The following is a 1,752-nucleotide window of genomic DNA, read 5'->3' as shown; positions in this document are numbered from 1 at the left end:
TTTAAACTATATTCTTCTTCATCTTTCTTTTTTACTTTAACCAAACAAAGTTTACATTTAAGTAAATCATTTTCTTTTTCTTCTTCAAAATCTTTTATTCTATCTAATTTATAATAACATAAATGTGCTATATCTATTCCAACATACGATAATGCTTTTAATATTGTATATCCGTTTTGTGATGATATCTCTCGTCCGTTAAAATTAAATCTTACTATCATAATATATTTATAATTACCTTATTTATTAATAAAACTATAAAGTGTTATCTTTTTTTCTAAAGCATATATGAACTCATATTCAAACATCTTTATAGTATCTATTATACATTTTGCTATATTATATATATATAAACAAGAAGAGCCTTTAATAATCATCTCTACAGCATTAACTAAATTTTTATAGTCATTATTATTGGATTTTCCAAGTATAATTTTGTTTAAATAATATTCACATAAATTAAAACCATAATTACAAGGCATACAATTTGTGCAAGAAATGCTTTTAGCAAATTGAATAATCTTCATTACAACCCTAAGCATGCATCTATTCTCTGCTATAAAACATATACCCCCATTTCCAATATTTATATCATCATATGATAAACTTTTACTGCTTAAACTCTCTAAAGTAGTAGGGGAATTTAAAAAACCATTAGTAAATATGCATTTTATATCATTGTTATAAGAAATATATCCGCTAGCTTTAATTATTTCATTAAATGAACTTCCAAATTGAAACTCATATAAATCTACATTTGGTATATCTCCAGAAAAAGAAATTAAACATGTGCCTTTATTATCATCATTTCCATATTTAGAAAAATTATCTATACCCATATGAGCAAAATATCCAAATTGTATAACAGTCTCTAAATCTAATACATATTTTTGTCTTTCAATGAAGTAAATGTTTATATTTTCTCTATAGTTATTTTCATCATAAATATTTATAATTATTTCGCTTTCAATTTTATAAAAATCTTCTGCTTCTATTATAGCATTAATTAATGTTTCTTTGTTATAATAGCTTCTAATTAGAATATCTATATTTTTTATGTTTAAAATTTTAGCAATTAATATAGCAGAATCTAAAATGAGATGAGGGTTATTATCTATAAAGAATTTGTCTTTAAATACTAAATATCCAAAAGAATAAGCATTTATAATTAAAGATTGATTATCATTATTTTTACTTGATAAAATATTATATAAAGATTTTTTATATATATCTCTTGTGAATATGTTAGCAATTTTTAAACATTCAAGCAAAGTATCATATTCATTTATAGTGGTGTATAGATAATCACCGAAATTGTCTTTATAATCTTTGATGTTTTTTGTAGCATAATCATTATATAGAATAAATTTTTTCATCTTACTTTAACATGTACAGCTTCTATATACTTAATAACGCTGCCAAAAGAAGAATCATTGCATTCTATGCCGTTAATTAAAACAGAAATAGCATTATTACAATTATGCATACATTCCACCTCTTTAAGGAGCATACCGTCATAAGAAGGAATGCCGATTTTCAAATCATAATGGGCTCTAATTGATTCCAAAAGAGCATACGAACCCTTCATAGAACAATGAAGCCCTACACATACTTCTATAACGGTTTTTATCTCGTCCTTTTGCATTTAACAACTCTAAATAAAGAGATGAAAAGTTATTATTTCTTTTTATGCCTATTTTTGCGTAAACGTTTTTTGCGTTTATGCGTAGCCATCTTTTGACGAAGTCTTTT

3 protein-coding genes are annotated in these 1,752 nt (G+C 24.1%); all 3 read right to left on the bottom strand.

What is annotated here, in order from left to right; genetic code table 11:
* A partial coding sequence (locus E6A48_RS11870; RefSeq protein ID WP_219710510.1) for a 2Fe-2S iron-sulfur cluster-binding protein occupies nucleotides 1-221 on the bottom strand: 221 nt, incomplete at its 3' end.
* 18 nt (nucleotides 222-239) lie between these two features.
* Nucleotides 240-1,376, bottom strand: coding sequence for an NADH-ubiquinone oxidoreductase-F iron-sulfur binding region domain-containing protein (locus tag E6A48_RS11865; RefSeq protein WP_219710509.1), 1,137 nt, complete (start codon nucleotides 1,374-1,376; stop codon nucleotides 240-242).
* The gene (locus tag E6A48_RS11860; RefSeq protein ID WP_014932459.1) at nucleotides 1,373-1,645 is read right to left on the bottom strand and encodes an NAD(P)H-dependent oxidoreductase subunit E; all 273 of its coding nucleotides are present in this window, start codon (nucleotides 1,643-1,645) and stop codon (nucleotides 1,373-1,375) included. Before E6A48_RS11860 ends, E6A48_RS11865 begins: the two co-directional genes overlap by 4 nt.
* Between the last annotated feature and the right edge of the window lie 107 nt (nucleotides 1,646-1,752).

Origin of the sequence: Brachyspira pilosicoli (assembly GCF_019402445.1) — a bacterium.
Classification (GTDB): Bacteria; Spirochaetota; Brachyspiria; order Brachyspirales; family Brachyspiraceae; genus Brachyspira; species Brachyspira pilosicoli_B.
Note: the sequence above shows the minus strand (reverse complement) of the source record. Positions and strands in the feature narration are given on the sequence as shown.

Coding starts and splice junctions, on each gene's coding strand:
- E6A48_RS11865 (WP_219710509.1), bottom strand. CDS start 1,376: ATGAAAAAATTTATTCTATATAATGATTATGCTACAAAAAACATCAAA.
- E6A48_RS11860 (WP_014932459.1), bottom strand. CDS start 1,645: ATGCAAAAGGACGAGATAAAAACCGTTATAGAAGTATGTGTAGGGCTT.